The organism is Deinococcus arboris (assembly GCF_009755355.1).
Taxonomy (GTDB): Bacteria; Deinococcota; Deinococci; order Deinococcales; family Deinococcaceae; genus Deinococcus; species Deinococcus betulae.
In genome coordinates, this window is the sequence record NZ_WQLB01000024.1 from 11,884 (window position 1) to 38,437 (window position 26,554).

28 protein-coding genes are annotated in these 26,554 nt (G+C 64.8%); 16 read left to right on the top strand and 12 right to left on the bottom strand.

What is annotated here, in order from left to right:
- Positions 1-107 precede the first annotated feature (107 nt).
- A complete protein-coding gene (locus GO986_RS15585; RefSeq protein ID WP_157460230.1) occupies positions 108-1,802 on the bottom strand; it encodes a dynamin family protein in 1,695 nt (564 codons plus the stop codon).
- Positions 1,803-2,010: 208 nt separating this feature from the next.
- Between GO986_RS15585 and GO986_RS15590 the strand changes: the two genes are divergently transcribed.
- The 4 genes from GO986_RS15590 to GO986_RS15605 are packed head-to-tail and all read left to right on the top strand — an operon-like array spanning position 2,011 to position 6,288.
- Complete coding sequence (locus GO986_RS15590; RefSeq protein ID WP_157460231.1) at positions 2,011-2,517, top strand: prepilin-type N-terminal cleavage/methylation domain-containing protein; 507 nt, start codon at positions 2,011-2,013, stop codon at positions 2,515-2,517.
- Positions 2,507-2,926: a type II secretion system protein gene (locus GO986_RS15595; protein ID WP_157460232.1), complete on the top strand. Its 420-nt coding sequence runs from the start codon at positions 2,507-2,509 to the stop codon at positions 2,924-2,926. The genes GO986_RS15590 and GO986_RS15595 overlap by 11 nt, the downstream gene beginning before the upstream one ends.
- Complete coding sequence (locus GO986_RS15600; RefSeq protein ID WP_157460233.1) at positions 2,865-3,911, top strand: PilW family protein; 1,047 nt, start codon at positions 2,865-2,867, stop codon at positions 3,909-3,911. Before GO986_RS15595 ends, GO986_RS15600 begins: the two co-directional genes overlap by 62 nt.
- 31 nt (positions 3,912-3,942) lie before the next feature.
- Entirely contained in the window at positions 3,943-6,288 is a 2,346-nt protein-coding gene (locus GO986_RS15605; RefSeq protein WP_157460234.1) for a hypothetical protein, read from the top strand.
- A gap of 58 nt (positions 6,289-6,346) precedes the next feature.
- On the opposite strand, the gene obgE is transcribed toward GO986_RS15605, so the two are convergent.
- The 3 genes from obgE to rplU form a co-directional block, all read right to left on the bottom strand.
- Positions 6,347-7,684, bottom strand: a complete 1,338-nt coding sequence (gene obgE / locus GO986_RS15610) for a GTPase ObgE (protein ID WP_157460235.1) — start codon at positions 7,682-7,684, stop codon at positions 6,347-6,349.
- A gap of 121 nt (positions 7,685-7,805) precedes the next feature.
- Entirely contained in the window at positions 7,806-8,078 is a 273-nt protein-coding gene (gene rpmA, locus GO986_RS15615; RefSeq protein WP_157460236.1) for a 50S ribosomal protein L27, read from the bottom strand.
- A gap of 12 nt (positions 8,079-8,090) precedes the next feature.
- The gene (gene rplU, locus GO986_RS15620; RefSeq protein ID WP_157460237.1) at positions 8,091-8,393 is read right to left on the bottom strand and encodes a 50S ribosomal protein L21; all 303 of its coding nucleotides are present in this window, start codon (positions 8,391-8,393) and stop codon (positions 8,091-8,093) included.
- 390 nt (positions 8,394-8,783) lie between these two features.
- Here rplU and GO986_RS15625 point away from each other — a divergent pair, with 390 nt between their 5' ends.
- From GO986_RS15625 to GO986_RS15660, 8 genes are all read left to right on the top strand, one after another.
- Positions 8,784-9,146 carry a DUF1232 domain-containing protein gene (locus tag GO986_RS15625; protein ID WP_369409414.1) on the top strand — a complete coding sequence of 121 codons (363 nt, stop codon included), beginning with the start codon at positions 8,784-8,786 and terminating at the stop codon, positions 9,144-9,146.
- A gap of 70 nt (positions 9,147-9,216) precedes the next feature.
- Positions 9,217-9,906 (top strand): hypothetical protein, encoded by a 690-nt coding sequence (locus GO986_RS15630; RefSeq protein ID WP_198170720.1) that lies wholly within the window; start codon positions 9,217-9,219, stop codon positions 9,904-9,906.
- A 172-nt stretch (positions 9,907-10,078) separates the two neighbouring features.
- Positions 10,079-10,741, top strand: coding sequence for a response regulator transcription factor (locus GO986_RS15635; RefSeq protein WP_157460240.1), 663 nt, complete (start codon positions 10,079-10,081; stop codon positions 10,739-10,741).
- 9 nt (positions 10,742-10,750) lie between these two features.
- Positions 10,751-12,208 carry a sensor histidine kinase gene (locus GO986_RS15640; RefSeq protein ID WP_369409415.1) on the top strand — a complete coding sequence of 486 codons (1,458 nt, stop codon included), beginning with the start codon at positions 10,751-10,753 and terminating at the stop codon, positions 12,206-12,208.
- 164 nt (positions 12,209-12,372) lie between these two features.
- Positions 12,373-13,164 carry a nucleotidyltransferase family protein gene (locus GO986_RS15645; RefSeq protein WP_157460241.1) on the top strand — a complete coding sequence of 264 codons (792 nt, stop codon included), beginning with the start codon at positions 12,373-12,375 and terminating at the stop codon, positions 13,162-13,164.
- 108 nt (positions 13,165-13,272) lie between these two features.
- Positions 13,273-13,509, top strand: coding sequence for a ferredoxin (locus GO986_RS15650; protein ID WP_157460242.1), 237 nt, complete (start codon positions 13,273-13,275; stop codon positions 13,507-13,509).
- A 242-nt stretch (positions 13,510-13,751) separates the two neighbouring features.
- Complete coding sequence (locus GO986_RS15655) at positions 13,752-14,687, top strand: magnesium transporter CorA family protein (RefSeq protein ID WP_157460243.1); 936 nt, start codon at positions 13,752-13,754, stop codon at positions 14,685-14,687.
- Complete coding sequence (locus GO986_RS15660) at positions 14,687-15,136, top strand: DUF4262 domain-containing protein (protein WP_157460244.1); 450 nt, start codon at positions 14,687-14,689, stop codon at positions 15,134-15,136. Before GO986_RS15655 ends, GO986_RS15660 begins: the two co-directional genes overlap by 1 nt.
- Positions 15,137-15,203: 67 nt before the next feature.
- Here GO986_RS15660 and GO986_RS15665 read toward each other — a convergent pair whose 3' ends face one another.
- The 5 genes from GO986_RS15665 to GO986_RS15685 all read right to left on the bottom strand — a co-directional run bounded on the left by GO986_RS15665 (position 15,204) and on the right by GO986_RS15685 (position 18,705).
- Positions 15,204-15,563 carry a DoxX family protein gene (locus GO986_RS15665; protein WP_157460245.1) on the bottom strand — a complete coding sequence of 120 codons (360 nt, stop codon included), beginning with the start codon at positions 15,561-15,563 and terminating at the stop codon, positions 15,204-15,206.
- A gap of 70 nt (positions 15,564-15,633) precedes the next feature.
- Complete coding sequence (rph, locus tag GO986_RS15670; protein ID WP_157460246.1) at positions 15,634-16,383, bottom strand: ribonuclease PH; 750 nt, start codon at positions 16,381-16,383, stop codon at positions 15,634-15,636.
- On the bottom strand, positions 16,380-17,219 hold the full coding sequence (gene murI, locus GO986_RS15675; RefSeq protein WP_157460247.1) for a glutamate racemase: 840 nt from the start codon (positions 17,217-17,219) through the stop codon (positions 16,380-16,382). The genes rph and murI overlap by 4 nt, the downstream gene beginning before the upstream one ends.
- Positions 17,216-17,497 (bottom strand): nucleoside triphosphate pyrophosphohydrolase family protein, encoded by a 282-nt coding sequence (locus tag GO986_RS15680; RefSeq protein ID WP_369409416.1) that lies wholly within the window; start codon positions 17,495-17,497, stop codon positions 17,216-17,218. The genes murI and GO986_RS15680 overlap by 4 nt, the downstream gene beginning before the upstream one ends.
- Positions 17,494-18,705 carry an aminotransferase-like domain-containing protein gene (locus tag GO986_RS15685; protein ID WP_157460248.1) on the bottom strand — a complete coding sequence of 404 codons (1,212 nt, stop codon included), beginning with the start codon at positions 18,703-18,705 and terminating at the stop codon, positions 17,494-17,496. Before GO986_RS15685 ends, GO986_RS15680 begins: the two co-directional genes overlap by 4 nt.
- 100 nt (positions 18,706-18,805) lie before the next feature.
- Between GO986_RS15685 and fba the strand changes: the two genes are divergently transcribed.
- The 4 genes from fba to GO986_RS15705 all read left to right on the top strand — a co-directional run bounded on the left by fba (position 18,806) and on the right by GO986_RS15705 (position 23,980).
- Complete coding sequence (gene fba / locus GO986_RS15690; protein ID WP_157460249.1) at positions 18,806-19,723, top strand: class II fructose-1,6-bisphosphate aldolase; 918 nt, start codon at positions 18,806-18,808, stop codon at positions 19,721-19,723.
- 188 nt (positions 19,724-19,911) lie between these two features.
- Positions 19,912-20,631 (top strand): hypothetical protein, encoded by a 720-nt coding sequence (locus GO986_RS15695; RefSeq protein WP_157460250.1) that lies wholly within the window; start codon positions 19,912-19,914, stop codon positions 20,629-20,631.
- A gap of 180 nt (positions 20,632-20,811) precedes the next feature.
- On the top strand, positions 20,812-23,346 hold the full coding sequence (locus GO986_RS15700; protein ID WP_157460277.1) for a S8 family peptidase: 2,535 nt from the start codon (positions 20,812-20,814) through the stop codon (positions 23,344-23,346).
- 217 nt (positions 23,347-23,563) lie between these two features.
- Complete coding sequence (locus GO986_RS15705) at positions 23,564-23,980, top strand: CBS domain-containing protein (RefSeq protein WP_157460251.1); 417 nt, start codon at positions 23,564-23,566, stop codon at positions 23,978-23,980.
- 160 nt (positions 23,981-24,140) lie between these two features.
- Here the strand turns inward: GO986_RS15705 and GO986_RS15710 are convergent, their stop codons facing one another.
- From GO986_RS15710 to GO986_RS15720, 3 genes are read right to left on the bottom strand one after another with little or no spacing between them, the layout of a single operon-like run.
- The gene (locus GO986_RS15710) at positions 24,141-25,055 is read right to left on the bottom strand and encodes a DnaJ C-terminal domain-containing protein (RefSeq protein ID WP_157460252.1); all 915 of its coding nucleotides are present in this window, start codon (positions 25,053-25,055) and stop codon (positions 24,141-24,143) included.
- Positions 25,056-25,082: 27 nt separating this feature from the next.
- A complete protein-coding gene (locus tag GO986_RS15715; protein ID WP_157460253.1) occupies positions 25,083-25,856 on the bottom strand; it encodes a VF530 family DNA-binding protein in 774 nt (257 codons plus the stop codon).
- A 13-nt stretch (positions 25,857-25,869) separates the two neighbouring features.
- Positions 25,870-26,493 carry a nucleotide exchange factor GrpE gene (locus GO986_RS15720; RefSeq protein ID WP_157460278.1) on the bottom strand — a complete coding sequence of 208 codons (624 nt, stop codon included), beginning with the start codon at positions 26,491-26,493 and terminating at the stop codon, positions 25,870-25,872.
- Positions 26,494-26,554: the final 61 nt, after the last annotated feature.

The following is a 26,554-nucleotide window of genomic DNA, read 5'->3' on the forward strand; positions in this document are numbered from 1 at the left end:
CCCAAGCAGCACCCATGAGGGCAACAGCCGTGCATGAACACATGGCCTCTGATGCAAGCAGCGGAATGGCACCCCGCGTCAGCTCGCCGCGTTTGCCCCTTCCTTTCTCAGCTCAGTTTCCCGACCTCCGCCTGAAGGCTGTCCAGTTCGGCACGGAGAGCAGCCGTCTGATCGCGGGCAGCGTCCAGCCGGGCCTGTTCCTGGGTGGTAAAGCGGGTGTAGGGACTCACAGCGTCTTGCAGGCGGGTGTCGGCACGCTCCTGCTCGCGTTCGTACTCGCGCCGCACGATGCGTTCAAGCGCCTCACGCAACTCGGCCACCCGCGCCCTTAGCTGCCGGTGGGCCTGAAGTCGTTTATTGGGCAGCACGAACAGCCCCAAGCTGCCCAGCGTCAACCCGGCCAGAATGCCTCCAGTAAAGTCCAGAGCCGTGGCCCCAATCAGGGCGCCCACACCCGCTCCGATGCCCACCCCGCCGGCCAGGCCGCCAATCACGCCCTTCATGGCGTCCTCGGCGTCTCGCGAGAGGTCACGGGCCAATTCCTGCTCGGTGGCGGCTTCCAGATGCTCACGGGCGCTGCCGGCAATCCCTTGCAGCAGTGCGCCTCTGTCATAGGAAAAGCGGGTGCGGGCCACCTCGCTGCTGGGTTGACGGCGAATCAGGAAGGCCTGCACGTCCTCCCAGAAATGCAGGTTGGCCTCCACGAAGCGGTCAATCATGGTGCCGAACTGCCGGTCAATGGCGTCGGGCAGTTCGGCCACCGATTCGCGCCGGAAGTCCTCTTCCAGTTCGCGGCTGTTGAGCAGCCCGCGCAGATTGGAAAATCTCAGCCGCTCGTCGATGAAGCGGTCGGCCCGCACCTCGAATTCGCTGAGCAGACGCGCGACCCGGTTGAGCTGGCCGTCCAGTTCGCCCAGCATGCCCTCGCGGTGGGTGGCCTGCTGCGTTTCCAGGTCGCGCAGTACCGCTAGGTCGCCCGCCAGGGTGCGGCGCGCGGCCTCAGCGCGGGCTTCCTCACCGTCTAGCAGGGCCGCCACTGTCCCCAGTGGGCTTTGCAGCTTTAGGCGAGTGCGCTCGGTATCGGATAACCGCTCGCTCAAGACCTGTCGCAGCGCCGCAAAGCCTGCGTCGCCCCCACGCTGCTCGCCCCGTGCACTGATCAGCAGGACAGGCGGGGTTAGGCCCAGTACACCCCGCGCGCCGGTTTCGACAAACTCACGGACCTGGGTTTGCTGCTCTGGCGTTTCCAGCAGGTCGGCCTTATTGACCACCATGATGACCTGCCGACCCCAGCGCGCCGCCAGGCTCAGAAACTGCCGCTCGGATTCAGTAAAGGGCCGGTCAGCGCTGGTCAGGAACAGGACGAGGTCGGCGCGGGGCAAGAAGCCCTCGGTCAGCGCTTGGTGCTGGCGAATGATGGCGTTGGTGCCAGGGGTATCGACCAGCGCCACGCCTTCGAGGCTGGGCAGAGGATAAGTCAGGCGGCTGACAAAGGGGTCGCGGGTAGGCTCAACTCGGCCGGGCCGCTCGCCGTTGACCAGCACATAGATGCGGTCTGTGGTGGGGGTAACGCCTTCGGGCAACACAGACGCGCCCAGCAGCGCGTTCACAAATGAACTTTTGCCCGCATTGAATTCCCCGACGACCACCAGCAAGAAGGCCTCGTCGAGGTTCTGAAGAGCCTGGCGGGCATGCTCAGTGACCTCTTCAGGGGCCCCTTGCAGGGCCAGGAAAGCCTGAACACTGCTCAGCAACTGGCGCTCACGCGACAGCAGCGCCTGCACCGAACTAGAGACCAACATGCCGCCCAGCGTACCTGCCGCGCTCCTGTTTCATCTTGACCAAGTGTTGCGCCTTGGAAGATAACCGTCCTGGGCTTGGCCCTCCCCGAATGGGGGAGAAGTCCCCCGTTTGGGGGCCCCTGGATGGGCGGAAAAGCGCGTCACTGTGGAAATTTGTGCAGTAACTGTCAGAGGCTGGGTGGCACCTTAACTAGTAGAGAGGTCACCTATGATGACACCCCACCCCCTCACTTCTAAAGCGCGTCAGCAGGGCTTTACGCTGCTGGAACTGCTGGTGATTATGGCTATCCTGGGCATTCTCTTTGGCCTGGGCTTCACCAGCTTCTCGAAGCTGCGCAATCCAGCGCGCGACACTGCTCGCACGGTGCACTCGGTGCTTTATCAGCTCCGTGCTGACGCGGCGGCCAACACCCAGGCCCGGCGCATGGTGCTGGCCGCCAACGGTGACTTGCAGCTGCAGAGCGCCCTGACCTGCGCTGAGACCAATCAGACGAAGTGGAATACGTACACGCTCAAAGTGGAATTGCCTGGTGGTACGCCAAGCCGTCCTGTGACCCTCAGTCGGCAAGGTGGAAACACGACGCCTAACGTCATTGTCTGTTACAGCCCACGCGGCCTGGCCACCGTTGCCGGTCAGCTGAATATCACCGATACCAAGGCCAGGTACGCCGTGCAGGTGGCGCTCAGCGGAGGAGTAAAAACCAGTGCGCAGTAACCAGTCCACTCAGGCCGGCTTCACGATCATCGAACTGCTGATTGCCCTGGCGATTCTGGGCATCGCCATGACGACGGTCATGAGCGCCCTGCTGGCCAACACCAGCCTCAACACCAAGATGGAGCGGCAGGCCAACGCGGTTCGTATCAGCGAGCAAACCTTAGAGGCTTACCGGCAACGAACCGATTACGCGGCGCTGCAAAAAAATGACTTGTCAGACACGGTCACAATGAATGGCCAGAGCTATACGGTGGTCACTGACTTCTGCCCAAATGATCTGACGACGGCCACCAAAACGGCGCTGCCCTGCAACAACACTTCGGTTTATATCCGTGTGGAGGTGAAATATGGCACGACCATTCTGCACCGCGCCGAAACGTACTTTACCCAGTTCGGCAATGAGTCCTGAGCAGCGTCAAACGGGCTTCACGTTGACCGAACTGCTGGTGGGCATGAGCCTGTTGGCTGCTGTGATGACGATTGCCTTCTCGATGTTCCAGAGCAGCAACCAGCTGGTGGAGTCAGATACCAGCCGCATCATGGCGGCCCAGAACGCACAGACGGCCCTGGACATCATGACCAATGACCTTCGTCAGGCGGGCGAAAACCTGGCGTCTATTCGGCTGCCAGTCTCTGGCGTCGAATTTAACAATGCTAACCAGAAATTAATTGTGCGCCGGGGCATCGCTCCCATGAGTGCGGGCCAGGTGGGCACAGCCACCGATCTGATCAGTCAGCGGCCACAGGCCCTGAGCGTATGCAAGGCCATCGACAATCGCGTGCAGGTGATTGGCCCCACGCCGGCCGGCGATACCCCGTCGCGCTGCCTTTACAGAGGCGTGTCCGGCGCGGGTACCTCTGGGGATGATGTGCAGGTTCGGCCCTGGCGGGTCTTCTTTGCCTCGCAGGGAAATGCCTACCAGGCGGCCCTGCTGTACCGTCCCGCCGGGAATGGATTGCTGGCTGCCTTCGCGCCTGTGGTGGTTCAGACAATTAGTGGTGTGTCGAACAACACAGATGCGACCAAGCGGGTCGTAGAACTGGTATTGGCAGGAAATGTGCCTGCTGGGTTTTCTAGCACTAATGGGAGCCAGATTATTCTGATTGATCAGCGCCGGTACTGGGTGGCCGACAATCAGTTGAAGTTGGCAGTGGCAGGTGAGAAAGACGCTGACGCGCAGACGGTGGCCTTCGATATAGACAGCCTGACTTTAAGCGCCACGGTGACAAATTCAAGTACCGCAGTTAACGCGCTGGCCATAGACGGCCCCTGGAACCGCGTCAAGACCATCGTGGCTGCCCTGAAGGCGCGCAATCCCAGCCAAGGTAAAGCCAACACCCGTACCTTCCAGTCGACGATTTATCCCCGCAATGTCGCCAGCGAGTCGCGTTAATGAAACTGCGCGCCGCAAAGGAGTTCTCCCTGTGATCCCTGATTCTCCTGTTCGCTCCGTCGCCGCCCCTGACCGGCAGCAAGGGTTCTCACTGGTGCTGGCTCTCAGCCTAGTGGCCCTTCTGAGCATTATGCTGATTACCTACTCGCTGCTGACAGTCAACAACGCGAGAACCTCCAGCGCGACGTCGCGCGGAAGTGCCGGCTTCTACGCTGCCGAAGCGGCACTGAACGCCCGTGCCGATAACATTCGTACCCTCTTCAAGAGTTTCCGGACGCCTGGAGGTGAGTCGCCGCTGCCAGCGGGCGCCTGTGTCGGCGCCAATCAGGGCTCTGAGGACATGAAGTGCGAAGAAACCACAATCGCTGGCCGTAAGGTTCAGAGTTATGTGCAGCAGAGCGAAGACCCCTATTCCATCGTGGTGGCTTCAGGCGAGCGCTTCGCTGGATTGACAGGTGAGGAGACACCCTACACCGTCCGCAGTCAGGCACTTAACGCCGCCGGGAACCCCGAAGCCCTGGCCAACATGACCTTTCGCAGCCGCGTGGTGCCGCTGTTTCAGTTCGCCGTGTTCTTCGATAAAGACATGGAATTTGATAACACGGCGAAGCTGTCGTTCACTGGCCCCATTCACTCCAACGGCAACATTTTTCTGGATTCCGGAACAGGAACAGACACCTCTCTGACCCTTGAAGGACAGGTAACGTCGGCCTACGACATTTACCGCCGGCAGAAAAAGGACAACATCTGTCAGGGGTCAGTTTTGATTGCTGCCCAGGACACCAGTATGGTTGCCCTGCCGTGTAGTTCGGCGGTGGACACGCCTTACACCAACGACTATTACAAGACTCGCTATGGCGGCACCGTTGAGTCGAACATTGGTGAACTAGACGTGCCGTCTATTGCGGCCTTGCAGCCCACTCCTTCGGCGGAGTACTGGCAAAAGGCTGACGTCCGCATTGTGCTAAAGCGCAAGACGGCGGTGTCGTCAACCTTTACCAGTGCCAACTACGACGACTTCGAGCCTTATTTCGTGAGCTCGACTGGTCAGAGATTGAATGTCAACTGCGTTGACACTGCGCCCAACCCAGTGGCTAAGTTGTTGACGCCGCCGCAAGTGGCTGTCAGTTACAGTGCGACCTTCCGGGATACCCGCGAAGCACGTTACTGGGACAACTCGGCGCAGGGCAACAACCCGGCCCGCTCCACCAAGATTATGTTGGATGTGAATGTCCGCAAACTACTCTCGTGCATTGAGAACAGTACCAATTCAAGTGTGCTGGGTGTTTCGGGCGGTCTGCAAAATGCCACTGAAGGCGGTCTAGTGATCTACATGACAGTAGATGACCGCGGCGCCGCCAACTCCACAGTGACCAGCAGCCTGCTGGCCGTGCCATTGACCAATGGCAGTAACGGCGCGATTGCCCAGTCTGACGCCCCGGTTGCCAACAATTACGGTGTTCGGCTGTGGAATGCTGATGTCCTGAAGGCCGAGAGCGGCGCTAGGCCCAAGGGGGTTACGTTCGTGACCGACCAGGCCGCTTATGTCCAGGGCGACTTTAACAAAGCTCTGCCTAGTAGCGTCGACTGGGTGCCGTCCGCGGTTCTGGCGGACAGTTTTAATATCGTGTCTGAAGCGTGGGAGGAGCCAGCTACTTTCTGGTTGAGTACTACTTGCGTTACCTTAACTAGAGCCACCGCCATTGTGCCTCCTGTCGTGACTGCACCCACGACCTGCCCTGCAACGAGTGCTGCAGCGGCAGCCGTGACGACAGCTGTGAGTCGCACGCTCTACTCCGACGCTGTGAACATTGATGGCCTGACCTATTATGTTTATTCGACCCAGGGGGTTGCTGACCGTAAGGCTGGAGCCGGTCTCCTGAATAATAATACGGGCCTTACGTCCACGCTGATTCCGAGCATGCCACTGGCAAATACGGGAAACAACATCCGGGTCGAGGGTGACCTGCTCTCAAAAATGCCCCTTACCTACCGCCAGGCGTCTGAAACCACCGTCAACACCGCTATTCTGGCGGGGACGGCCACCACCGTTGCCGAGCGTAAGATTTACGACAACCTTTCTTCGGACCTTCAAAGCGGTGGTGTTCACAACATGATGCGCTTTCACGAAGAATGGGGTGCCAACGGCGGCAACGCCAAAGGCATTCAGAAGTACAACTACCGCGGTTCGCTGGTCAGCCTGGATCAGCCGCAGCATGCCAAGGGCTCATTCCAGGTGAACACGACTACGTACAACCCGCCTCTGCGCCAGTGGAAGTTTGAAGAGAATTTCCGGCAGAGTTCCAAGCTGCCCCCTCTGACCCCCCGCTTCGTCTATATCAAGCAGGAAAACTTCACCCGCGACTTCGCGCAGTAAAGTCTTCATAGAAAAGCGCGCGGCTGCCCTGGGCAGCCGCGCGCTTTTCTCGTCTCGGTTACTTTCCCTCGTCCTCGTCGAAATACTCAAAGCGGTGGGTCCCGATCTCCACCGTGTCGCCTTCGCGGGCGCCCGCACGCTTCAGGGCGTTGTACAGGCCCTGGCGCTTAAACACACTGCCCAGATACTCGGACGCTTCCTCCAGATACCGCGAGAAACGCACAATCCGTTCTTCAAAGCCGCCGCCATGAATGGTCCAAACCCGTTCAGGCTGCCCGGTGGACACAATGCCTACTCCACGCGCCGCTGGATCAATGCGGAACTCGATTCGCAGTGCTTCCTCGCGCACGGTATCGGGCTCAATCTCCAGGGCATGCGTCTGTGCCCACAACTCGCGGTCAGGGAGCATCTGAAAAATGGCCTCGCGCAGCTGGGCCTGCCCTTGACCTTCCTTGGCGCTGACGTGGACGACCGGCAGACCAAACTGGACCAGCTCATCTTCGACCATGACGGCCAGGTCCTCATCGGTCAGTTCAACCTTGTTCAGCGCCACCAGCGCCACCTGCTCCAGCAAGCTGGGGTCGTAGGCATACAGCTCGGCCTGTAACTGGCGCAGCTCTTCGACGGGGTTGCGCGTCACGTCCAGGACGTAGACCAGCAGGCGCGTGCGGCTGATGTGCCGCAGGAATTCCAGCCCCAGGCCCTTGCCCTCACTGGCGCCCTCAATGATGCCGGGAATATCCGCCAGGGTGAAGCGTTCGTCCAGCGGCGTGCCCGCCTCATCCAGCCGGTCCACCACGCCCAGGATGGGGGAGAGGGTGGTAAAGGGATAATCGGCAATCGCTGGGTTGGCCCGTGACAGCGCTGCCAAAAGGCTGCTCTTGCCTGCATTGGGGTAGCCCACCAGGCCGACATCGGCAATCAGGCGCAGTTCCAGGCGCACGCGGCGCTTCTGGCCTGCCGTGCCCAGTTCAGCAAAGCGGGGTGCCTGCCGGGTGCTGCTGGTAAAGGTGCTGTTGCCACGTCCGCCGGAGCCGCCGCGTGCAATCACCCGTTCCTCGCCCACCCGCACCAGGTCGGCAATCACGCGGCCGCTGTCCTCGTCAAAGGCGGTGGTGCCCACGGGCACATCAATAAAGATGTCCTCGCCGTCAGATCCCTGACGTAGGCGGCCCTCGCCGTACGCGCCGTTGGGCGCCTTGAACTTGCGGCGGCCCACCAGCCGTTCCAGGCTCTCGACGCCCTGGGTGGCCCGCAGAACGATACTGCCGCCCTTGCCGCCGTGCCCGCCGTCTGGGCCGCCTTTTTCCATGTACTTGGCCCGGTGAAATGACATGCTGCCGTCTCCGCCGTTGCCCGCCGCCACCTCAATATTCAGAACGTCACGAAATGCCATCGCGCTGTCCTCCCTGGGACCTGGGGCCCCGCCTGCTGCTGTGGAGCGTACCGCGCCGGACAGCAGGTGCAAAAAAGTCCCCCGCCCAGTGGACGGGCGGGGGAAACCACCAACGGACGGTTCAGTCAGCGGCGGCGGCAGTGGGCACTTCGATGGAGATGAAGCGGCCCTTGGTGCCACGGTTGGTGAACACGACCTTGCCGCCTTCCAGCGCAAACAGGGTGTGGTCACGGCCCATGCCCACATTGGGGCCGGCCTTGAACTTGGTGCCGCGCTGACGCACGAGGATGTTGCCGGCCAGCACCTGCTCGCCGCCGAACTTCTTCACGCCCAGGTACTTGGGCTGGCTGTCACGGCCGTTCTTGGACGAACCTACGCCTTTCTTGTGTGCCATGTCTGTCCTCCCTTAGCCCTTGATGCCCAGAATCTTGATGGCGGTGTAGTCCTGGCGGTGGCCGGTGCGGCGGCGGTACTGAATGCCGCTCTTGTACTTGCGGATGTAAATCTTGTCGCCGCGGCCGTGCTCCACCACTTCGGCGTTCACGGTGAACTGGCTGGCTGCCTCGCCAAAGACGGTGCTGTCGCCACCCACAAAAATGGGGGTCAGGTCAAGCTTGTCGCCCGCTTCGCCTTTCAGGCTTTCCACGCGCAGCACGTCGCCTTCCTGCACGCGGTACTGCTTGCCGCCGGTCTGAATGATTGCAAACATGGTCTTTCTCCTTCTGCCAGGCGTCCGGGAAACGCTGCCCCAGCCAGCTCTGACCACTTGTCGCGCCCCCGCCGCGTGGGCGGGTCACCAAGCTCGAACTGTACCACATGGGGGCGGTGCACGGTAGTCGGGAACGCCACCCATGTCCGGGGGGCAGAACGCGCCAGGACACAGGCAGAGCAGGCAACAGAGGACCACGCCGGCAAAGGGCGAGTACGGTCTGGGTTGCGCGGCTGTTCCCGTGTCTTTTTACGTGTCCTCGCGGTACACGTCGGCTCGCGGGGGGCGAGCGGGGCGTTTCTGACCTCCGGCGCTGACCCCTTGGACGGGGCAGCTGACCCTGACAGCCTAGCACGGAACCCTGGGCCAGCTGAGCCCGTAAGGAAGAGGGTGTTTACCCGAGTCCGAGCCGTCTGGCGTGACGCCCTGGCCCTGCTGTTTGCCTTGGGCGACCGCCGCACCCCTGCTGGCGCCAAACTGCTGGCCGCCCTGGCGCTGGGGTACGCCCTGCTGCCGCTGGACCTGCTGCCTGACCTGACCCCAGTGCTGGGGCTGGCCGATGACGCGCTGGTGGTGCCGGGCCTGCTGGCGCTGGCGGCACGGACTTTGCCAGGCGACGTGCTGAACAGTGCTAGAGGACGCAGCCTGCGGGTGCAGCGCCGCCTGCCCTGGTTGGTGCCCGCGTTAGTGCTGGTGCTCTTAATTGGGATGGTCTTGCTGGGGTGGGCGCTTTGGCGGGCGTTGGGATCATAGGCCAAGCAGGGCAAAGTTGCTCGCGATTCCTAAAAAATGTGTGTATCTTCTCCAGTTGATGAAAAAGCACATGATGTTGGTTCTGCTGGCCCCCCTGGCCCTGGCCTCCTGCAACCTGTTCAACACCCCCAAGCCCGTCACCGGCGTGAGCGGTACGGTGGTGGAAGGCACGCAGACCATTAACAGCACCACGGGCGATGTGACCCTGACCACCAAGGCCTGGAGCGGCGGCGCGGGTAAGGTCATGGTGGACGTTGCCGACGGCAACACCAACAAACTGCTGACGGAAACGGCCCTGAGCGCGCAGGGTGCTTTTGTCCTGGGCACCCTGCCGGTCCCTCCTCTCAAGAAGCTCTCCTCCGTCACGACTACAGGTTGCACGGATAGCGTCGTTGTGAGCGATAAGGACGTTCAGGGCAATGCCGCATCCTTCCGGGTGGACGCCGCCAATGACAAGGCAATTGAACTGATGAGCGTGAGTGGCAAAACGACCAACCTGGCGATTCTGACCTACGTTGACCGCAACGTGACCCAGAAGGGCAAGGTGGAATGCAAGGACACCGCTGGCAAAGTGACTTCGACGGCTGATGTGGACGTGCGCCTGGTCAAGGGCTGGAACTGGACGTATGTGAGCCTGACCCCGAGCACCAGCACGGTGGCGGCCTCCGCAACGATGCGCAACGGCACTCCGGCAGGTGCCCAGTGGGTCTTTATGACCGCTGCCACCACCGCCAGCCTCAAGGCCCACAGCCTCTTCTAAGCCCCGCTCCTCCCAGGCTCCCGGCCTCTATGGCGGGGGCCTTTTCTGTTGATTCGGTTTGCACTGCCTGATAGTAGCCAGGTGGGCACCGTGTACGTCGCAGTTCGCTTTAAGCGGAGGCCGTAGGAGGTCTTTTAAGGCCGCTTTAACCGTCAGGCCTACACTGACCCTCATGAGACTGCTGCTTGTGGAGGACGACGCCCGCATCGCGCAGCCCACCGCCGAGGCGCTGCGGGAAGCGGGCTACGCCGTCACCTGGGCGCAGACCGGTCCCGAAGGCTTGGAGCAGGCTGCACTGGGCGAGTTTCCGCTGGTGGTGCTGGACGTGATGCTGCCCGGTATGGACGGCTTTGCCGTGGCGCGTGAATTGCGGGAGCAGGGTGTGGACTCGGCCATTCTGTTTCTGACCGCGCGGGGCGAACTGGGGGACCGGGTCGAGGGCCTGGACCTGGGCGGGGACGCCTATCTGGTCAAACCCTTTGCCATGCCCGAACTGCTGGCCACCCTGCGCGCCCTGTCGCGCCGGGAGCGGGGGGACGGCGCGCCGCGCGTCTCGTTTGCCGGTGGGCGCGGGCTGCTGAACACGGTGGCCCGCACGGTGGCCTGGGACGGCCAGGAGGTCGCCGTGACCGGGCGCGAATACGCCCTGCTTGAAACGCTGGCGCTGGCCCCCGACCGCTGGTTTACCCGCGAAGACCTGATTGACCGGGTGTGGGGACCGACCTTTGAGGGCGAGGCGCGCATTGTGGATGTGTACGTGCGCTACGTGCGGCGCAAACTGGCCCCCGAGGCCATCAGTTCCGAGCGGGGACGCGGCTACCGTGCCGAGCGCTGAGGCGCCGCTGTGCCAGTAACTGCGCCCTTGACGGCTGGGCGCCGGCCAGGCCTGACCCTGCGCGCCCGGCTGGCGCTGTGGGCCGCGCTGGCCACCGGTCTGGCGGTGGCCTTGGTGGCTGGTGGCCTGTACCTGTCGGTGAATGGCTTTTTGCGGCAGGCCCAGGAGCAGCGCCTCAGTAGTGCCCTGGAAGCGGTGCAGGGGCGAGTGGAGGGCCTGTTCCGCCCCCGTCCCCCCGAGGCCGGCGGGATGGAGGACCTCTTGCCCTCTCTGCTGGGGGTGACCACCATCTCGCAGAGCGACCTGGAACGCATTGCCCGCGACCTGAACGGCCAGGGGCTGAATCTGCGGGTGGTCAGCACGCAGGGGGGACAGGTGCAGGCGGTGGGCACCCAGGCCTTTCCGGCGGGGGTGCCACTGACCCTGTCGCCCGGCCTGCACCAGAGTGGCGACGGCGCCTTTCTGGTGCTGGTGCGGGACCTGCGCGGCGCGGCGCGGCTGCATATCTCGCTGGACGCGCGCGCCCTGGGCGACGCCCAGCGGGCTTTTGGCCGCGCCCTGACCCTGCTGCTGCCGCTGGCCCTGGCGCTGTCGCTGCTGGTGGGCTGGGTGGTCGCCGGGCGGCTGCTGCGCCCGGTGCGCAGCCTGGAAACAGCGGCGCGCGCCGTGGGCGAAGGCGGCGATCTGCGCCGGCCCTTACCAGGGGCGGGTCAGGGCGATGAGCTGGCCCGGCTGGCCCTGACCCTGCAAGGCTCGTTTGCCCGCCTGGCCGATGCCCGCGACCGCGAGCAGAGCTTTCTGCGCGCCGCCGCCCATGACCTGCGCTCGCCCCTGGCTGCCCTGACGGCCCGCGTGGAAGGCAGCCTGGCCCGTGACCGGGACGCCGCGCGTTACCGCCATGACCTGCAAGAAATCGGCACGGATATCGCCCGGCTGGCCACTCTGGCCAACCACCTGCTGTTGCTGGCCCGCGACCCGGCGGCCGTGCAGCGCGCGCCGGTGCCGCTGCGTGACCTGGCCGCCGACGCCGTGGACCGCGCCCGCGAGCTGGACCCCCTGGCCGACGTGGACCTGGAGGCCTCCCAGGCGGTCACCGTGGCGGGTGACCGGGTGCTGCTGGGTCAGGCCATCTGGAACCTCACCACCAACGCAGTGCGGCACGCGCCAGGCGCGGCGGTCACGGTGTGCGTGGAAGCCCAGGGGGGCGGCGCCCTGGTCACCGTCCGGGACGACGGTCCCGGTGTGGACGCCGACACCCTGGCGAGGCTGGGCGAGGCCTTTTACCGCCCCGACGCCAGCCGCAACCTGGACACCGGCGGGCATGGCCTGGGGCTGGCGCTGGCGCGGCATGTGGCGGCGCTTCACGGCGGCCAGTTGACCCTGGTGAGTGCGCCGGGTCAGGGCTTTGCGGCCCAGCTGCACCTGCCGGGTCAGGGGGCTGGGGCCACCGCTGGCCCTGAGGCCTAACAGCGGTCCTCTCCAGGCGCTTCAGCTTCTCTTGCCATGCTGGTCATTCCTACTGAGGCGAAGCTGAGCCCACTTCGCTCCTCTCAGGAGGTTCAGGGCAGGACCCAGACCGACCCCACTCCGCTCTCCGGCAGGGCGGCGCCTTTTTGCTACCCTGACGGCCAATGAACACCGAAGACGGAGCGCGCTACAGCGCCGTGGTCCTGGGCGGCGGCGACCCCGGCGACCCGTTTGCGGCGGCGCACGGCGTCAGCGTCAAGCCGCTGATTCCGGTGGCCGGCGTGCCGATGGCCGAGCGGGTGCTGGCGGCTCTGCGGGGCAGTGGGCTGATTGGCCGGGTGGCCTACGTGGGTCCGACCACGCCCGCGCTGGACGCCCAGATTGACCTGCGCGTCACGGATCACGGCACCCTGCTGAGCAATCTGGAAGCGGGCGTCGAGGCGCTGCGCGGCGGCGTGGGCCTGGCGGCGGGGGAGCGTGTGCTGGTGGTCACGGCCGATATTCCGCTGCTGACGGCCGAGCAGGTGCGCGACGTGCTGCGCGCGGCCCCCAGAGACGCCGGCCTGGTGTACCCGGTGGTCACCCGCCAGACCTGCGAGGCCGCCTTTCCCGGCGTCAAGCGCACCTATGCCCGCCTGAAAGACGGCACCTTTACGGGCGGCAACCTCTTTGTGCTGGACCCGGCCCTGATCGGCGCGTTCCTGCCCCGGCTGCGCGAGGTGCTGGCCGCCCGCAAGGCGCCTCTGAAACTGGCCGCCCTGATTGGCCCCGGCGTGCTGCTGCGTCTGGTCACGGGCCGCCTGAGTGTGGCCGCCCTGGAGGGGCGGGTCTCGGCGCTGCTGGGGGTCAAGGCGCGCGCCCTGGTGACCCCCCACGCCGCCGTGGGCACCGATGTGGACAAAGGCAGCGACCTGGCCCTGGCCGAGGCCCACCTGGCCCGCCCACCCGGTTCCTGAACCGCGTCCCAATCCTGAGCTGACGGCTCGGTTTTGCGCGCCTGAACGTCAAAAAGAGGGTGGCCTGCGCCCTTGCGGCGCGCAGGCGGGGTGTGCATACTGTCCCCCATGCCTCACGTAATCGTAAGCCCCTGCGTCGGCGTCAAGGACCAGGCCTGCACCGAGGTGTGCCCGGTGGAATGCATCTACGACGGCGGTGACCAGTACCTCATTCACCCCGACGAGTGCATTGACTGCGGCGCGTGCGTGCCGGCCTGCCCGGTCAGCGCCATCTTTCCCGAAGAGGACGTTCCCGGCGGCGAGGAAGACTTTATCGTCAAGAACCGCGCCCATTTCGGGCTGTAAGCGCCGCTCCTCTGCTCACCCTCCTGCGCCACCCGGCGGGGAGGGATTTTTATGGCTCTTGCCCGTTCCTGGCCCGCAGGGCTAGCATGGCAGCGCGGCGCCCTGCGCGCGGCCCTGAGGAGGTGATGACGTGACCCCAGACCTGTTTGCCCCCGACGGCGAACCGCCCAGTTTGTGCTGGCCTTCCTCTTTTCCCCTGTTTCTGGAGGTCGCGTCATGCGCCATACCCCCCCGAGGCCCCCATGCTGACGTATTACCGCAGCATCGGCGGCAAACTGACCACCACGGACGGCTACGTTGACGGCGGCTGGATTAACGCCGCAGCCCCCACTCCGGAAGAATTGGCCCGCATCAGCCGCGAGACCGGCCTGGACCTCGACTACCTGAGTTATCCGCTCGACCCTGACGAGCGCAGCCGCTTTGAGCGGGAAGACGGCCAGCTGCTCATCATCATGCAGACGAGTTACCGCCTGGCCGAAGACAGCGACATTCCCTATGACACGGTGCCGCTGGGCATTCTGCACACCGACCACTGCCTGGTGACCGTGTGTGCCCTGCCCGAAAACCCGGTGATAGGTGACGTGATCAGCGGGCTGGTGCGCCGGGTCAGCACTGTCAAGAAAAACCGCCTGACCCTGCAACTGTTTTTGCGCAACGCCCAGCGCTTTCTGATTGACGTGCGGCAGATCAACAAGCGCGTGGACGCCATTGAAGACAAGTTGGAAAATAGTCAGCAGAACCGCGAACTGCTGAACCTCCTGAAGCTGGAAAAGAGCCTGGTGTACTTTCTGACCGGTCTGAAGGCCAATGAGGCCATGATGGAACGGGTCAAGCGTGACCGCATCTTCGAGCTGTACGAGGAAGACCGCGACCTGTTAGACGACGTGCTGATTGAGAACCTGCAGGCCATCGAAATGGCCAGTATTGCCAGCAACATTCTGACCAGCATGGCGGGCGCCTTTGCCAGTGTGATTTCCAACAACGTCAATCAGGTGGTCAAGGTGCTGACCGTGACGACCATTCTGGTGGCCATTCCGACGCTGGTGACCAGCATCTTTGGCATGAATGTGCCGGTGCCCTTTGCCCAGAACCCCAACGGCATCTGGATCGTGCTGGCGCTGGCGCTGCTGCTGGCGGGCACCCTGGCTGGGATTTTCCACCGCCTCCGGGTGCTGTGATGGCCCCGCCTCTTCATCCCTCCCTCCAGAAGGTGCTGGCCAACGTAGAGCAGTTTGGTTGGCATGTCGTGATGGTGCCTGCAGATGCCGAGGGCCCAGGGTTCGCGTACACCATCGGTCTGACGGCGACCTATGGTCATCCTGAACTGCTGATCTTCGGTCTCCCGCTGCCTACGATGCACGCTGTCCTGAATGTCGCCGGCAAACTGGTGCGTGATGGGCAGAGGTTTCAGGTCGGCACACGTTCTGACGCCATTCTGGAAGGCGCTGAGGTGCTGTTCGGGACCATCAGAGACCTGTATCAGGACGAGTATCTGGGCCAGGCCCAACGGTTCTCTGGGCAGAGGCGTGTGGCCGCCCTTCAGCTCATCTGGCCCAACCGCGCTGGGCAGTTTCCGGGCCTGGAAACCCCGGTTGACCCTGACATTCAGCCGCTGCTGGACCGGTAAAACAGGAGGCCCGGGTGGCCTCCTGCTGACATTAAGCACTTGAGTTGGGCGACGCCGATCCAGCTCTTCAGTCCTGCGCGGTCACCATCAGCAGCGCTCCTAGCAGGGCCAGATTTTTCAGGAACTGCGTTTGCTGCTGCGCGCGCTCCTTGCCCTCTTTGTCCCAGAAGGGGTGGCCGATCACGGTGGTGGGAATCAGGCTGGCGGCCAGGGCCGTGCTGCTGAGGCGCGGAACCAGGCCCAGGGCCAGCAGGGCGCCGGCGCCCACCATGACGCCGCTGTTGGCCTTGACGGCCAATTCGGGTTCGGGGACCTCGGCGCCGCGCGCGGCGCGCACGATAGGTTCGGGGTTCTGCAGGTGGTCCAGGCCGTTCTTGATAAAGATGCTTGCGAGCAGCGCCCGCCCGATGAATCTCGTCACGCTCATGTGCCCTCCTTGAAACGGCCCCGCCTTTGAACTGCCCCGGAGTGTAGCGCAGCCCCGGCCCAGGCCACCTTCAGAGGCCCTGAATCACTGAGAGTTGCCGGCTCAGCTCGCGCAGCACGCCGCCCACGGCGTCGGTGCCGGCCTGGAGCAGCCCCACGTATTCCTCGTGGGTGAGGGCACCCTCCTCGGCACCGCCCTGCACCTCAATAATCAGGCCGGTGTCGGTGGCGACCACGTTCAGGTCGGCGCGCGCCACCTTGTCCTCGGCGTAGTCGAGGTCCACGCGCACCTCCTGGCCCAGCAGGCCCACGCTGATGGCGCCCACATTATGAACAATGGGCCAGTCGGTCAGCTGGCCTTTTTGAATCAGGCGGTCACAGAAGTCGTGCAGCGCCGCGTGGCCGGCCAGGATGCTGGCCACGCGGGTGCCGCCGTCGGCGACCAGCACGTCGCAGTCCACATAGATGGTCTGGTTGCGAAAAAAGCGCAGGTCCATCCCGGCGCGCAGGGCGCGGCCCAGCAGGCGCTGAATCTCGTGTCGCCGGCCATTTTGCAAGTTGCGCTCCCTGGCCTGGCGGTCGGTGGTGGCGCGCGGCAGCATGGAATATTCGGCCGTCAGCCAGCCCTCTTTCTTGCCCCGCATGTGCGGCGCGGGTTTGTCTTCCAGGGTCACAGTGGCCAGAATCTCGGTGCGGCCCATGCTCAGGTGGGCGCTGCCGGGGGCGTGGGGGTTCACGCCGCGCTTGACCGTAACAGGGCGGGGCGTCAGAAGGTCGCGGCCTTCGCGGGGGGGCAGTTTGGGGGGGTGTGGGGCGCTCATGTCTGAATGGTCTCGATTCTGGGCGTCAGGGCCGCCCGGTGGTCTTGGGTCCCATTGTGCATGCTGCGGGCCAGCAGGGTGGTCAGCACCGGCGCCGCCGTCCTGGGGTCGCCGGTCACGAGGTAGCGCTCGGTGCCGCCCGCAGTCTGGCCCGACAGGAGGCCCCGGCCTTCTAGCACGCGGCGGGTGTGGCGCGCCACCGCCGGGCCGCTGTCCAGCAGCGTGAAGGTGTTCCCGAACTCGGCGCGGATGCTGCCCGCCAGAAAAGGGTAATGGGTGCAGCCCAGCACCAACTGGTCGGCTCCGGCCTGCGCCAGCGGGGTCAGGATGTCGCGCAGGACGGCCCGCGTGCGCTCGCTGTCGGCCTGCCCCGCCTCGACCAGCGGCACGAGTTCGGTGCTGACGGCCTTGATGACCTGCACCCCTGCGGGCTTGGCCCACTCCCGGATGACCTCGGCCAGCAGGGTGCCGCGCAGCGTGCCGGGGGTGGCCAGCACGCCCACCACGCCGCTGTGCGTGGCCTGTACAGCCGGTTTTACAGCGGGAACCAGCCCGATCACCGGCAGGTCAAAGCGGGCGCGCAGGTGCCCCAGGCTAAAAGCAGACGCCGTGTTGCACGCCACCACGACGCCCTTGACCCCCTGGGCGTGCAGAGCGGTCACAGCGCGGTCGGTCAGCGTGCGAATCTCGTCGTCGGGCCGGGCGCCGTAAGGCACGTGGGCGGTGTCGGCCAGATAGAGAAGGTCCTCGCCGGGCAGCGCGCGGCGCAGTTCGGCCAGGATGCTCAGGCCGCCCACGCCAGAGTCGAAGACGCCCAGGGGCGCAGAGGCAGTCATTGGTTGGTAGAGGCCGCCAGCCGGGCCTGCTGCCGGTCCAGACTCTCGACCGCCGACACAGCCACGGCCGCCACCTGAAGCAGTTCGGTGCGGTAGTGGCTCAGGTCACGCGCGTTGCCCATCAGGTGTTCCAGCGCGGCGTTGTTGGCTTCCCCGACCTCCTCGCCCAGAATCATCAGCCACACGGCGGGGTCCAGGTTCTGCTCGCCCCATTTGGCGTCCTGGCGCTCACGCTCGCGCCGGACCTCGGCCAGCACCCCCGGCGTGGCCTGCGTCACAGGGCCCCGCGCAGCAAGTCGCCCAGCGCGTGAATCCCGGTCTCTATCTGGGCGGGGGTGGCGCTCGTGTAACTCAGGCGCAGGGTGTTCTCGCCGCCGCCCAGGGCGTAGAAGGGGCTGCCGGGGACGTAGGCCACCCGCCGCTCGACGGCGGCAGGCAACAGGGCGGCCGTGTCCACCCCCTGCGGCAGCGTCAGCCACAGGAACATGCCGCCCTGCGGGATGGTGTAGGCGACCTCGGGTGGGAAGTCAGCCTGAACGCGCTCCAGCATGAAGCGCGCCCGCTCGCCGTAAGCCTGCCGCACCCGCTCGATTTGCCGGGGGAGGACCTCCTGCACCAGCTCGGCCACGATCATCTGGTTGAAGGTCGGCGTGTGCAGGTCTGCCCCCTGCTTGGCCTGAATCAGCTTGGTCATGATGGGCGCGGCCGCCTGCACCCAGGCGTCGCGCAGCCCCGGCACCAGCGTTTTGGAAAACGAGCTGGAATAGATCACGTGATTGCGGTCCGGGTCGCCGTGGAATTCCAGGCCCAGGCTGTAGAGGCTGGGAGCGGGTTCGCCAGTAAAGCGCAGCTGGCCGTAAGGGTCGTCCTCAATCACCAGCACGCCGTACTGCGCGGTCAATTCGACCAGTCGGCGCCGCCGCTCGGCGCTCAGGGTGCGCCCGGTGGGGTTCTGAAAGTTGGGCACGGCGTACAGCAGCTTGGCCGGGGTGGTTTTGAGGACCTCTTCCAGCGCCTCCACGTCAATGCCGCCGTCGTCGGTGGGCAGCTGCACGTACCGCGGCAGGTACGGCTGAAACGATTGCAGGGCGCCCAGATAGGTCGGGGCCTCTACCAGCACCGTGTCTCCCTCGTCAATCAGCACCTTGCCCAGCAGGTCCAGCCCCTGCTGGCTGCCCGTCATGATCTGCACGTTGGCCGCCGGAATCCCGGCCTGGGCCGCCAGCCACTCGCGCAGCGGCGGGTGCCCCTCGGTGGTGGAATATTGCAGCGCCGCCGGGCCATAGCGGTCCAGCACCGTGTTGGCCGCCGCCCGCACCTCCTCGATTGGAAACAGTTCTGGGGCGGGCAGGCCACCAGCAAAGCTGATGACTTCGGGGCGCTGGGTGACCTTCAGGATTTCGCGGATGGCGCTGGCGTTCATGCTCTGTGCCCGGCGCGACAGGGCCGCGCCGAGGTCAACCGCCGGAGCAGGGGAGAGGCTCATGGCTGCCATGCTACGCCGCGCCTGAGGGGTTGACCTGACCGTGTGGACGCACTGGCGCGCCGGGCAGGTAAAGTGAGGTCGCTTACAAGGAGGCACTCACATGCTCGTGACCGGCAATGACATTCTGGTTCCCGCCCGCGCTGGCAAGTACGGCGTCGGCTCGTTTAACACGAACAACATGGAAATCACCCAGGCGATTATCCATACCGCAGAGCGGCTGCGCAGCCCCGTGATGGTGCAGATGAGCGAGGGCGCCATCAAATACGGCGGGCAGGACCTGGCCAACATCGTCATTGACCTGGCCACGCGCGCGACTGTCCCTGTGGCCCTGCACCTGGACCACGGCTCGTCCTACGAGTCGGCCCTGAAAGCCATCAAGATGGGCTTTACCAGCGTCATGATTGACGCCTCGCACCACCCCTTTGACGAGAATGTCAAAGAAACCCGCCGCGTCGTGGAAGCCGCGCACGCCATGGGCATCAGCGTAGAAAGCGAGCTGGGGCGCCTGGGCGGCATCGAAGAGCACATCGTCGTGGACGAGAAAGACGCCTTCCTGACGGACCCCGAAGAGGCTGTGCAGTTTATCGAGCAGACCGGCACCGACTACCTGGCGATTGCCATCGGCACCAGCCACGGCGCCTACAAGGGCAAGGGCCGGCCCTACATTGACCACGCCCGCATCGAAAAGATTGCCGAGCTGACCGGGATTCCGCTGGTGGCGCACGGTTCCAGCGGTGTGCCGACGGAAATCGTGGAGCGCTTTCGCACAGGCGGCGGCCAGATTGGCGAGGCGGCTGGGATTGCCGACGAGGACCTGCAGCGCGCAACCCAGCACGGCATTGCCAAGGTGAATGTGGACACCGACCTGCGCCTGGCCAGCACCGTGGGCATCCGCGAAGCCCTCCTGGCCAACCCCAAGGAGTTTGACCCCCGCAAGATCTTTGGCCCGGCCCGCGACGTGATGAGCCAGGTCATCGAGCACAAGCTGCGCGTCCTGGGCAGCGTCGGGCAGGCGTAAGCCCACCCGCTTCATCTCAATCCAGAGCGGCCCACTTTCACGTCGAAGGTGGGCTGCTGTCCTGCGTAGGGCCGTCGCCTGTACCCCCGGCACTCCCCCGATACCTGATCCTTCCCTGACGGACGGTTCATCTTCGGGCTGTCTGTCAGCGGGAGATTCTCACGCGGCGGCTCTATGCTCGCGGATGCATGATGCTGGCCCGGCCCTCTGTTCTTTCTGCCCTGTTGTTCGGCCTGCTGTGCGCCGGACAGACCTCTGGGGCACCCGTGACCCCGGCGCTGCCCAGCGGCTGGCAGGCCCGGCTGCTGACCCTGCTGCCCCAGACGGCGCAGAGTGTCACCCTGCTGGCGCGCCGGCCCAGTATCTCGACCGTTGACCTGGAACTGAAAGTGGCCAGCGTGGGCGGTGATTCCAGTGTCCTGCGCCAGATTGTGGTCAGCGCGGCGCGCGGCGTCAAGCCGACGTACGACGCCCGCCTGAACGTCTCCCTGAGTGACTTCCAGCGGTATGTGGTGTTTCAGGAAACCCTGGTGTCCACGGGCAAGAGCTTCCGCCTGGCCGTGACCAGAGACGCCAACCGTGTTACCTTTGGGGACGGCCCGGCCATGAACGGCGTGCTGCGTGGCGTAACCATTGACCTGAAAACCGGTGAGATGCGCTGCCCCGAGGGCTTCAGCGCCCAGCCGGTCAATGTGGCGCCGAACAACGACGCCAGCCGGGGGCTGGAAGTGCGCTCTGGCTTTCAGTGGAAAGTGTTTGGCGGCAGCGGAATTCAGGGCCGGGCCGTCAAAGGGACCTTGAGCCTGTTGCAGCTGGCCAGTGGCCGCATTCTGCTGAGTTACGAGCGCACCAGCATGATCAACCACAAGGTGGACACGGGCGAACTGATTGTGGATTACTCCCGCTGAGCTGGGGAGCGCAGTGGACTTTCTAGAGACGGGGCCGCAGATGAGGCGGCCCTCCGCCTTAGCATTGTTCTGGCGCTTCGCAGGGTCCCCTGCCCCTGATGCCCGCCTGACGGGAGGTCAAGGTCTCCTCACGTTCTCTTCAGGGCGCGTCACGCCCCGGCCCCTACCCTGAGCGGCATGATGAAGCGGAATGTGTTCCTGCTCGGCGCGGCCCTGACCCTGGGCGGCCTGTCCGAGGCCAGCGCTGGCCGGTTGTCCCCGACCCTGCTGCAACGCGCCCAGAAGGGTGACCAGACTCAGGTGGGCGTCATTGTGCGCTTTCAGTTTGCCAACGACGAGCGGGGCCGCGCCCAGTTCAAGAACCTGCGCCAGCAGCTGAACACCAAGCTGGCCCAGCTGGGGCCGGTGGCGGGCTTCGTGGGGCAGGCCCTGAACTCGGGCAAGGCCACGCAGCTGTGGCTGGACCAGAGTATCTACCTGCCCATGACCCCGGTGCAGGCGCGTGCGCTGGCGCTGCTGCCCTTTGTCTCGGACGTGTTCGAGAACTTCAAGGTGGAAATTCCCAAGCCCCAGCGCGCCGTGGCCCTGAGCGCCGCCGCTGCTGCCCCAGGCGAGGCCTGGCACCTGGCCAAAATTGGGGCGCCGCAGGCCTGGGCCGCCGGCTTTAAGGGCCAGGGCATCAAGATTGGGCATCTGGACAGCGGGATTGACGCGTCTCACCCGCAGCTGAACGGCAAGGTCAGGGCCTTTGCCGAGTTCAACGCGGCGGGCGACCGCGTGCAGGGTGCCGCCACGCGCGACACCACCAACCACGGCACCCATACCGCTGGCTTGCTGGTGGGCGACACGGTGGGCGTGGCGCCGGGCGCCACGGTCATCAGCGCCCTGGTTCTGCCCAACAACGAGGGCACCTTTGCCCAGGTGATTGCCGGGATGCAGTATGTGCTGGACCCCGACAATAACGCCGACACCGACGACGGCGCCGACGTGGTGAACATGAGCCTGGGGATTCCCGGTACCTACGACGAATTTATTGTGCCGGTGCAGAACATGATTCAGGCGGGTGTGGTGCCGGTGTTTGCTATAGGTAACTTTGGCCCCACTGCTGGCAGCACCGGGAGCCCCGGCAACCTCCCGGACGCCATCGGCGTGGGTGCGGTGGACCAGAGCGGCAACGTGGCCAGCTTCAGCAGCCGTGGCCCAGTGAACTGGAACAGCACCATCAAGGGCGTGTTCGTGAAGCCGGACATCGCGGCCCCCGGTGTGGAGATCACCAGTGCCTTCCCAGATGGCAAGTACGGCGCCCTGAGCGGATCGTCGCAGGCCAGTCCGATTGCCGCTGGGGCCGTGGCCCTGCTGCTCTCGGCCAAGCCAACGAGTAGCGTGGACGCCATTAAGAACGCGCTGTACACCAGTGCCAGCAATGCCGGCAGCAAGAACAACAACGTGGGTTACGGTCAGATCAGTGTGCCCGGCGCCCTGGGCAAGTTGGGTGTGACGGCGGGCGGGACCCCAGCCCCAGCACCCACGCCAACGCCCCCGGCGCCCACACCCACGCCGACCCCACCTGCCCCTACGCCAACCCCGACCCCAACACCCACTCCTACTCCTCCAGCGGCCCAGCCCACCGGCCCGGCCGGCTACAGCCTCTGTGCCCTTGAAGGCAGCAAGTGCAACTTCAGCGGCCAGAAAGACGCGGCGTTCGGCACCGACGGCAAGTATCTGACGGGTGTTGGCACCGACGGCTTTAACTGCACCGTGGCCGACTGGGGCCGCGACCCTGCCCCCAACCAACGCAAGGGCTGCTTTATCAAGGACCGTCCCGGTACGGCGCCTGCGCCTACCCCAGCGCCGGCCCCTACGCCGGCCCCCAGCACCGGCAAAAAGCCTCGCGTGCTGCTGGTTGACGACGACATGGGCCAGGGCGCCGATGTGACGGCTGCGCTGCGTGACGCCGTCAAGGCCAATGCGGTCAGCGGCGGAGCCTTCGTGTGGAATACCCAGAGCCAGGGCGCGGTGCCCCTGAGCGAGATGCAGCGCGCCGATATCGTGGTGTGGGCCACGGGCGAGCAGTACCAGAACACCATCACGGCGGCTGACCAGAACACCCTGCGGCAGTATGTGGCGGGCGGCGGCAACCTGCTCGTCACCGGCCAGGACATCGGCTATGACATTGGCACCAGCGCCTTTTACACCGGCACCCTGAAAACCCGCTTTGTGGCCGACAGCAGTGGCCAGGCGAAGTTCGTGACGCGCGGCGCCTTTGGCAATACGGCCTTTACCCTCAACGCTCAGGGCAGCGCGGGCAACCAGTACTACCCCGACGTGATCGCCGACCAGGGCGGCAGCAGCGTGGTGGCCTCGTGGGGCACCGCCAACGCCACAGCCGGCACCATCACGGCCCAGAGCATCCGGGTGGACCCCAACAAGACCCGCGCCGCCCAGAAGGTGCAGGAACCGCGTGGCCTGGTCGAGCAGATTGCCGTGAACATCATCAACAACGTACTGGGGCAGATTCTGGGTGGCAACACCCAGGCGCAGACCCAGAACCGTCCGCGCGTGACCGCCCAGAATGCTGGTGAGAATGCTGGCGCGATTGTAGCCAACGACGGCGGCAACTACCGCACTGTTACGATGGGCTTCGGTCTGGAAGGGCTGACCCCCAACAGCCGGAACATCCTCGTCAAGACCGCCTTCGAGTGGCTGATGAAGTAAGACCTAGATGTGTTCAGGGCACCTGGAGCCACGCAGTTCCAGGTGCTTTTTGCTGTAGGGCAGGAAAGAGGCGCGGATCTGGGCACAAGAAGAAGCTGTGAAGGCTCATCGGCAGCCTGGCGCGAAGCTCCTAACTCAAGACTGGCTGTAGATTTCCAGGGCAGCTCTTAGGCCTCTTCCCACGCGGGCGCTGGTGACTGCGCCCTACCGTCAGGGCATGACCACCCTCAAAGACATTATGACGAGCGACCTGACGACCACCGATGCTGGCGCCACCTTAAAAGAGGTGGCCTCGCTGATGCGGGAGCAGGACATTGGCAACGTCCTGATTATGGACGGCGACCAGCTGCGCGGCATCCTGACTGACCGTGACATCGTGATTCGCGCGGTGGCCTATGGGCACGACCTGGGCAGCGCTGCCAGCGATTACGCCAGCGGCAACGTTCTGACCCTGGACAGCCAGACCGATGTGCAGGCCGCAGCGGAGCAGATGGCCCAGCGCCAGGTGCGCCGCCTGCCGGTCACCGAAGAAGGCAGGGTGGTCGGCATTGTGAGCCTGGCCGACCTGGCCACCCGCACGGGCGGCGGCGCCGATGAAAAGGCCCTGCAAGGCATCAGCCAGCCGACGATTTAAAGGCCATCTGCTGCGGGTTGATGGACTCTCTCGCCCGACATTGATAGCGGGCGGCGTGCTGAGAAGCATCAGCTTGGCGCTTGCTGAAGGCCTACATCTCGGTAATCCACCGAAAAGAAGCCCACCCCAATGCGCGGGTGGGTCTTCTTTCGCCTAAGCCTTATCCCAGCTCACGCAGCTGGCGGTACAGCTCTTTCTGGTCGTCCGTGAGTGCGGCTGGCACCGTGACATTGAGTTTCACGTACAGGTCGCCTCGGGTGCCGTCGCGCCGGGGCCACCCCTGGCCGCGCAGGCGCATGCGCCGCCCGCCGCTGCTGCCCGGCGGCACGCTCAGGTTGCCCTTGCCCGAGAGAGTTTGGACCGTCACGTCGCCGCCCAGCGCCGCGACTGGGGCCGGCACATCCACGCTGGTGCTCAGGTGGTCGCCGTCCAGGTCGAAGCGGGCGTCTTCAAGTACGCGGATGGTCAGCAGCACGTCGCCGCCGCCCGGACCCTGACCGGCCAGGCGGAGCCGCGCGCCGTCGCGGGTGCCCGCAGGAACGCGCAGCGAGAGGCGCTTGCCGTCCACATTGATCACTTCATCCGAGCCGTTAAAGGCTTCTTCAAGCGTGACCTGCAATTCACCTTCCACGTTCTGCACAAAGCGCCGGCCCTGGCCTGCGCCGCCCAAACCACCCATCAGGTCTTCCAGATTGACCTGCGCGCCCCCTGGGAAACCGCCGGGGGCACCGCCGCGCGCCCCGGCCCGGCCAAATAGCCCTTGGAAAAAATCACTGAACTGGCCTGGGTCAAAGCCGGCGAAGTCGCCGCCCTGAAAGCCGCCAGCGCCGGGCCCTGCGTATCCAGGCGGCACCTGGCCAGTATGCCCAAACTGATCAAACACCTTGCGCTTCTCGGGGTCCGACAGTACCGCGTAGGCCTCGCCGATTTCCTTAAATTTCTCGGCGGCTTTTTCGTCGCCCGCGTTTTTATCGGGGTGGTACTGCTTGGCCAGCTTGCGGTACGCACTCTTGATGTCAGCGTCGGATGCGCCGCGCGACACGCCCAGCACATCGTAATAATCCCTATAGGCCATGGCGCCTCCTTACGGCAGGAACAAAGGTCAAGAGGACGAAGGAGAGGGGGCCAGCTTGTTGACGACCGCCTTCAGGCCGTAAGCGTGGGCCATCTCCAGGGCGGTGTGGCCCCGTGGGTCGGTCTGCTGGGGGTCGGCGCCGTGGGTCAGTAAGAGGTCTAGCACATCGGTACGCGGTGCCCGGCGGCCAGAGCGGTAAGCCAGACCCTCGGTGTCTACTGTATGCAGCAGCGGCAGCCAGTACCGGCTGTCATTGGCGTCAGCGCCGCGCCGCAGCAGCTCGCGGATGAAACTGGGCGGCGCGTCCCGGTCAATGGCGAGGTTCAGCAGGGGCATGCTCTCACTGTCCGGCCAGAAGTTCGCATCCTGCAGGAATTGGAGAAGCGGCAAGAGGAAGAGCTGTAAATTTTCTGGTGTCGGCTGGAGATGACGTAACGACCACGCCAAGGCCTTGTGAGCCTTTGTCTGCGTACCGTAGGGGTCGCCGGACGCGATAAACGCTGCAAGCTCTTGGGCTTCCTGGTGCTTGAGCATCCGAATAAATGGATTGACTTTCTCCTTCTGCCCAAGTCGGAGATACTCCCGCTCCACCTGCTCGCGCGCCCAGGGTGTCTTGCGCAGAAATTTGAGGCTGCTGCTGACACTGGGGTTGGTCTGAAAGCATTTAACGGGAATGCGCCGTGCCAGTTCCTCCCAGCCGTATTCGTCGTGCAGGTGCGTCACCAGCCGTTCCAGCGTCACCCCATGCAGCGGGTCGCGTGCTGTTGATGGCTGACGCCTCTGCTGTGCTCCATCACCCATCAACGCGTCCCCCTCAACCCTTTTTACTCACAACCACGCGGGCTGGCCGCACCAAGCGGTCCCCCATGCGGAAGCCCAGTTGGTAGACCTGCACAATCACGTCGTCCTCGTCGCCGGGCACCACCTGCAGCGCTTCGTGCCACTGCGGGTCAAAGGCCTCGCCTTCCTTGCCGGTGACTTCCAGGCCCAGGCTAGAGAAGACGTTCAGAATCTTGCCCTGCACGGCCTGCATGCCGGGCACCAGCTTGGCCGGATCGGCAGCCCCCATCGTCACGGCGCGGTCCATGTCGTCATACACGGGCATCAGGGCTTCGGCGGCCTTACTGACGCCCTGACCCTGCGCGGCCTGCACGTCTTCCTGGGTGCGGCGGCGGTAGTTCTCGAAGTCGGCGGCCAGGCGGGCCAGGCGGCCCTTCAGGTCGGCGTTTTCCTTTTCCAGTTCATCGGCGCGGCCCAGCTTGGCCATCATTTCCTGCACCTGGCCCAGCATGCCTTCGTCCAGGCCGTCTAGACCTGGGAAGGCGGCGTCCTGGTCTTCGTCCAGATTGTCGGTGTCGGTGTCAGGCACATCCAGTTCGGTTTCGGCGTCTATCGTCTTGGTCTCGGTGTCGTCCGGTTTACGCTGATCGTCGGTCATCTTGGGGCCTCGCTTGCGGAACATTGGTTCCAGAGTAGTGGAGAACAGGAGGGGAGAGGCG

What these genes read in the sequence shown, in the direction of transcription:
- GO986_RS15585 (WP_157460230.1), bottom strand. Translation starts at nt 1,802, where the DNA reads ATGTTGGTCTCTAGTTCGGTGCAGGCGCTGCTGTCGCGTGAGCGCCAG.
- GO986_RS15590 (WP_157460231.1), top strand. Translation starts at nt 2,011, where the DNA reads ATGATGACACCCCACCCCCTCACTTCTAAAGCGCGTCAGCAGGGCTTT.
- GO986_RS15600 (WP_157460233.1), top strand. Translation starts at nt 2,865, where the DNA reads ATGGCACGACCATTCTGCACCGCGCCGAAACGTACTTTACCCAGTTCG.
- obgE (WP_157460235.1), bottom strand. Translation starts at nt 7,684, where the DNA reads ATGGCATTTCGTGACGTTCTGAATATTGAGGTGGCGGCGGGCAACGGC.
- rpmA (WP_157460236.1), bottom strand. Translation starts at nt 8,078, where the DNA reads ATGGCACACAAGAAAGGCGTAGGTTCGTCCAAGAACGGCCGTGACAGC.
- rplU (WP_157460237.1), bottom strand. Translation starts at nt 8,393, where the DNA reads ATGTTTGCAATCATTCAGACCGGCGGCAAGCAGTACCGCGTGCAGGAA.
- GO986_RS15630 (WP_198170720.1), top strand. Translation starts at nt 9,217, where the DNA reads ATGATGTTGGTTCTGCTGGCCCCCCTGGCCCTGGCCTCCTGCAACCTG.
- GO986_RS15635 (WP_157460240.1), top strand. Translation starts at nt 10,079, where the DNA reads ATGAGACTGCTGCTTGTGGAGGACGACGCCCGCATCGCGCAGCCCACC.
- GO986_RS15645 (WP_157460241.1), top strand. Translation starts at nt 12,373, where the DNA reads ATGAACACCGAAGACGGAGCGCGCTACAGCGCCGTGGTCCTGGGCGGC.
- GO986_RS15650 (WP_157460242.1), top strand. Translation starts at nt 13,273, where the DNA reads ATGCCTCACGTAATCGTAAGCCCCTGCGTCGGCGTCAAGGACCAGGCC.
- GO986_RS15655 (WP_157460243.1), top strand. Translation starts at nt 13,752, where the DNA reads ATGCTGACGTATTACCGCAGCATCGGCGGCAAACTGACCACCACGGAC.
- GO986_RS15660 (WP_157460244.1), top strand. Translation starts at nt 14,687, where the DNA reads ATGGCCCCGCCTCTTCATCCCTCCCTCCAGAAGGTGCTGGCCAACGTA.
- GO986_RS15665 (WP_157460245.1), bottom strand. Translation starts at nt 15,563, where the DNA reads ATGAGCGTGACGAGATTCATCGGGCGGGCGCTGCTCGCAAGCATCTTT.
- rph (WP_157460246.1), bottom strand. Translation starts at nt 16,383, where the DNA reads ATGAGCGCCCCACACCCCCCCAAACTGCCCCCCCGCGAAGGCCGCGAC.
- murI (WP_157460247.1), bottom strand. Translation starts at nt 17,219, where the DNA reads ATGACTGCCTCTGCGCCCCTGGGCGTCTTCGACTCTGGCGTGGGCGGC.
- GO986_RS15685 (WP_157460248.1), bottom strand. Translation starts at nt 18,705, where the DNA reads ATGAGCCTCTCCCCTGCTCCGGCGGTTGACCTCGGCGCGGCCCTGTCG.
- fba (WP_157460249.1), top strand. Translation starts at nt 18,806, where the DNA reads ATGCTCGTGACCGGCAATGACATTCTGGTTCCCGCCCGCGCTGGCAAG.
- GO986_RS15695 (WP_157460250.1), top strand. Translation starts at nt 19,912, where the DNA reads ATGATGCTGGCCCGGCCCTCTGTTCTTTCTGCCCTGTTGTTCGGCCTG.
- GO986_RS15700 (WP_157460277.1), top strand. Translation starts at nt 20,812, where the DNA reads ATGAAGCGGAATGTGTTCCTGCTCGGCGCGGCCCTGACCCTGGGCGGC.
- GO986_RS15705 (WP_157460251.1), top strand. Translation starts at nt 23,564, where the DNA reads ATGACCACCCTCAAAGACATTATGACGAGCGACCTGACGACCACCGAT.
- GO986_RS15710 (WP_157460252.1), bottom strand. Translation starts at nt 25,055, where the DNA reads ATGGCCTATAGGGATTATTACGATGTGCTGGGCGTGTCGCGCGGCGCA.
- GO986_RS15715 (WP_157460253.1), bottom strand. Translation starts at nt 25,856, where the DNA reads ATGGGTGATGGAGCACAGCAGAGGCGTCAGCCATCAACAGCACGCGAC.
- GO986_RS15720 (WP_157460278.1), bottom strand. Translation starts at nt 26,493, where the DNA reads ATGACCGACGATCAGCGTAAACCGGACGACACCGAGACCAAGACGATA.